This is a genomic window from Variovorax sp. E3 (assembly GCF_016082275.1).
Taxonomy (GTDB): Bacteria; Pseudomonadota; Gammaproteobacteria; order Burkholderiales; family Burkholderiaceae_C; genus Variovorax.
Genome location: NZ_MOWM01000287.1, coordinates 1 through 3,987, shown reverse-complemented (window position 1 = coordinate 3,987; position 3,987 = coordinate 1). Strand labels below are relative to the sequence as shown.

Genomic DNA, 3,987 nt, shown 5'->3' with positions numbered 1-3,987 from the left:
GGCGGTGCTTCGGCCTCGCCCAGCGTGAACGTGGTCTCGTCGGCATAGCGCGCCGCGAGCCGCGTGCCCGACAGCAGGCGCTGCAGCGCGTCGCGCGGCGCGAACTCGCCGCGCACCGCCACCGATTCGAGCCCCGCCGCCAACTGCCCGTCGAAGAACACCGACTGCCCCGTCGCCTGCGCGAACGCCTGCAACGCGGCGGCCAGCGGCTGCGCGGGAATGTCGAAGCTCACTGGCTTGGCCGCGTCCGGTGAGCGGACGGGTGAATCGGCAGTGGCGAGGGATGCAGCAAGGGACAGGATTCCGAAGATCAAGGTCAAGACACAAGCCCACCGCGACCGAGCAACGCGAAACATGCCGGGTCCTGTCACGAAATGGAAATTGCGGGCCGCGAGAACCGCCGTGCCGTACTACTACTTTTTGTCGAACGGATGCTAGTGGCGATTTGTGACAAGTTGAATGCAAAGCGCCCACCAGCGCACGCCGCGCGCCGTGCTGGCGAGAATGGGCGGCATGACGACGACGACGACGACGATGACAGCGACAACGCTCGCCCTGTTCGACGACCCGCCGCGCGAAGCCCGCGAGCCGCTGGGCCCCGGCGCCTTCGTGCTGCCCGGCTTCGCCCTGCCCTTCGTCGATGAGCTGCTGCCCGCCATCGGCGCACTGGAAGAACGCGCGCCCTTCCGCCACCTCGTCACGCCGGGCGGCTTCACCATGTCCGTCGCGCTGACCAACTGCGGCGCGCTCGGCTGGACCAGCGACCGGCGCGGCTACCGCTACAGCCCGACCGACCCCGACACCGGCCGCCCCTGGCCCGCCATGCCCGAGACGTTCAAGCGGCTCGCGCGCGAAGCCGCGTCGGCCGCCGGCTTCGAGGGCTTCGCGCCCGACGCCTGCCTCGTCAACCGCTACGCGCCCGGTGCGCGGCTGTCGATGCACCAGGACAAGGACGAGCACGACTACGGCGCGCCCATCGTGTCGGTGTCACTCGGCATGCCCGCCGTGTTCCTGTTCGGCGGCCTGGCGCGCGGCGACAAGGCCGTGCGCGTGCCGCTGGTGCATGGCGACGTCGTCGTCTGGGGCGGTGAAGACCGGTTGCGTTACCACGGCGTGCTGCCGCTGAAAGACGCGCCGCATGCGGTGCTGGGGGCGAGGCGCATCAACCTTACGTTTCGCAAGGCGGGCTGACGCGCGTGCGGACGAGTGTGCGGTGCGATGTTGGCGCCGGCCGTCAGATGACGATCATCTCGCCACGACATTCAACCAAGTTCGGATGAAAGGCTCTTGCGTTGTCGCCGGTCCTGCTTTCGCAGAGTTGTTCGAAGATGCTCTTGCTCACGGCTTGCGTGGTGGCTGCACCTTGATGTCCATCGCCTCGAGCACGGGAAAGCTCTCGCGAAAAAGCGTGAGGTCACGCGTCGACTCGTCGGCCACGGACACGTCGAAGGTGCTGCTCGTGATGCCCAGCACGGACTGATTGACGATCGGAAACGGCGCGCCGGCAGGCGGCTCGCCATCGTCCTTGCGCGTGCGCATGTGAACGTTCATGCGACCGACGTACACGACCGAGCGCGCGGGCAGTTCGAAGCTCAGGCCCAGCGGCGCGGTGACGATGCCCTTCAACGGAAACGCGCTGATCTCGCCCGTCACTTGCGTGAAGGCGTACTTGCCCGGCGGCAGGGACAGGCGCAACGGCACGAGATAGTGACGCCCGTCTTCGCCATAGTCCATGCCGTCGGAATCGACCGCGAAGGTCTCCGAGCCCTGGCCGGCGATCGGGGCGAGCGGCACGACCTGGAAGCGCGTGGGCCACGGCATCTTGCGATCGCCCTCTCGCGTGAGCTGCAGCGTGGCCAGGACCACGGATTTCTGGCTGAGGTCGAGCTGCTTGGTTCGGGAGGTCAATGCGGTGGGGGTGCCGCACGCGGTGAGCAGCGCGGACGCTGCGACGAGCGTGAGAAGGAAAAGGACAGTGCGTTTCATAAGAAAAGAAGAAAGGGGGAGCGCCCAAGCACTCCCCCCGATCGGACAGACCCTCAGGTCTTTGCTCGATGAAATCTGAAGGCTTACTTCGAGAAACTCATGGTCGCTTTGTAATCGCCACTCGAGTCCTTGAGGAACATGTAGATGCTCATGAACCGCTTGCACACGCCGTCGGTCGTGTCTTGATTCACCTCGACAAAGCCCACGCCGTCCTGTACCGGGAGCATCGCGCAGCTCGTCTGGCCGGACGTTGCCGCGTTGGTGGCCTTCAGCGTGACAGCCAGGTTGTTCTTGCTTGTGCCCGGCTCTCTGGGCAAGAGACTGCCGCTCAGTGCGCATGCGCCGAGCGGACTGGTCGGCGCGCTCGTCCCCGTGAAGCTGCGATCCGATGCGACCGTGATCGATCCGATGACGTTCTTCATGCTGCCGCCCCATTCACCGGTCAGCAGCGCCGAGTCGACGGCCAGGGAATTCGCAACCTGGTACGACCACAGCCCGAAGGGTTTGGCTGCGGCGGCGCCAGCGGCAAAGCTCCCGTCCAGCGTTGCCTTGGGCACGAAGGTACCGCTGCCCGATAGCGAGGCCCACGTGGTGGAAGGATAGAACACGACCTTGCCCGATCCGATCTGCCATGAAGAATTGGGCACATCGAAGTTGAACGCGCCGTAGAACGTGCTTTCGATGGGCCACGTGGTCACCGGACTTGCCGCCGTGAAGCCAACGCTTTCGCCCGTTGCGCTCGTCAGCATGAGCCCCTTCGTGCTCTCGTGCTTGTCCTGATTCCAGACCCCTTCATAGGCGTTGCCGACATCGGCTGTCGAGCCTGGCTGCGGCGCGGTGATGCACGCGGTCGGGTCCGAGGAGGCTGCGGGAACCGGGTCCGGAATCGGTCCGGGGACGGCCACGACTTCCGGCGCTGGCGCCGGGGCGGCCGCGACGGCCAACGGCGCGCCAAAGCCCCCGCCCCCGCCCCCACCGCCTCCACCGCATCCATGTAGCGCCCCCAGAGAAAGCAAGGCCGCGGCCGTTGCCAGTGTTTGTTTTTTCATTTTTTGAACTCCCTTTGTGTTGTGGTCAGAAACTTGCGTTGCGGTTGAAGCCAGGACTGGCCTTCGCGGTGCGATGGCCCTCGGGTTTGAAGATCGGTGCACCAGCGAGGCTGCGAGCGAGTTCAAGTAGCCGATGCCGGGCGCGGCGCATTGGATGGCGACGGCACCTGCTTGATCCGGGGACCCAGACGAGCGAGAACGTCGTCGGTGACGAACGTCTTGTCGTCCTTGTCCTTGAGGTCCGATCGCAACTCGACGAGGATCGAACGCACAGGCTGCGCAGGCCCCGCTCCGCTCGAGGGGATGTAGATGAACAAGGGTGCCTGGCTCCTGACCGGCATCGGCGCCGGCGGAGCCCGGAATACGGGCATCGTGCCCGCGGTTCGTTGCATGTAGGGTTCGTGGAGGCCGAGGACCTTGTCTCCATCGGGCTGCGGGCTCTGTGCCACCTGGCTCACTTCCACGTCGGCAAGCGGATTCAGTCGCCCGAAAATATCGTCGCCCGTGAGCACGGACGTGTCGACGGCGCCCTCGACGATCTTGAAGGCTGGTGCGCCGGCCTCTTTCGCGACCTGGGCGCTGCGATAGAGCACGAACGCGTCAGCCCAGCGCAATGGCGTGCGCGACGAACCCGTGAAGCGCACGCGGTAGAGCTGGTCGGACAGTTTGCTGCTCGCATAGCCGAAGCTGTTGCCCTCGGCTCCCGATTCTCGATACGACGTTGGCGCGACGCAGGCGGTCAATGCAAGCGCTGCGGTCAGCGTTGCGAACGTTTTCATGAACATGAACTTCCTCCCTGGAACTGAGCTGTTGATTTAGTTTGATGTGTGGCTCTAGAAGCTGGCGTTCAAGTTGAAGCCCAACGTGACCTTCGCCGTGCGATAGCCCTCCGGCTTGCTGATCGGCGCGCCAACGAAAAAGTCGTAGCTCAGCTTGGCCCACTGGCCACGCG

At 65.4% G+C, this 3,987-nt stretch carries 5 protein-coding genes; 1 reads left to right on the top strand and 4 read right to left on the bottom strand.

Features of this window, described 5'->3' with window-relative positions; genetic code table 11:
- A partial coding sequence (locus tag BMG07_RS40035; protein WP_198089119.1) for an STN domain-containing protein occupies window positions 1–233 on the bottom strand: 233 nt, incomplete at its 3' end.
- Between the two features lie 301 nt (window positions 234–534).
- Here BMG07_RS40035 and alkB point away from each other — a divergent pair.
- The gene (gene alkB, locus BMG07_RS40030; protein WP_198089120.1) at window positions 535–1,191 is read left to right on the top strand and encodes a DNA oxidative demethylase AlkB; all 657 of its coding nucleotides are present in this window, start codon (window positions 535–537) and stop codon (window positions 1,189–1,191) included.
- 147 nt (window positions 1,192–1,338) lie between these two features.
- On the opposite strand, the gene BMG07_RS40025 is transcribed toward alkB, so the two are convergent.
- From BMG07_RS40025 to BMG07_RS40015, 3 genes are all read right to left on the bottom strand, one after another.
- A complete protein-coding gene (locus BMG07_RS40025) occupies window positions 1,339–1,908 on the bottom strand; it encodes a hypothetical protein (RefSeq protein ID WP_198089118.1) in 570 nt (189 codons plus the stop codon).
- A 161-nt stretch (window positions 1,909–2,069) separates the two neighbouring features.
- Window positions 2,070–3,035 (bottom strand): hypothetical protein, encoded by a 966-nt coding sequence (locus tag BMG07_RS40020; protein WP_198089117.1) that lies wholly within the window; start codon window positions 3,033–3,035, stop codon window positions 2,070–2,072.
- 122 nt (window positions 3,036–3,157) lie between these two features.
- Window positions 3,158–3,820 carry a hypothetical protein gene (locus BMG07_RS40015; RefSeq protein WP_198089116.1) on the bottom strand — a complete coding sequence of 221 codons (663 nt, stop codon included), beginning with the start codon at window positions 3,818–3,820 and terminating at the stop codon, window positions 3,158–3,160.
- Between the last annotated feature and the right edge of the window lie 167 nt (window positions 3,821–3,987).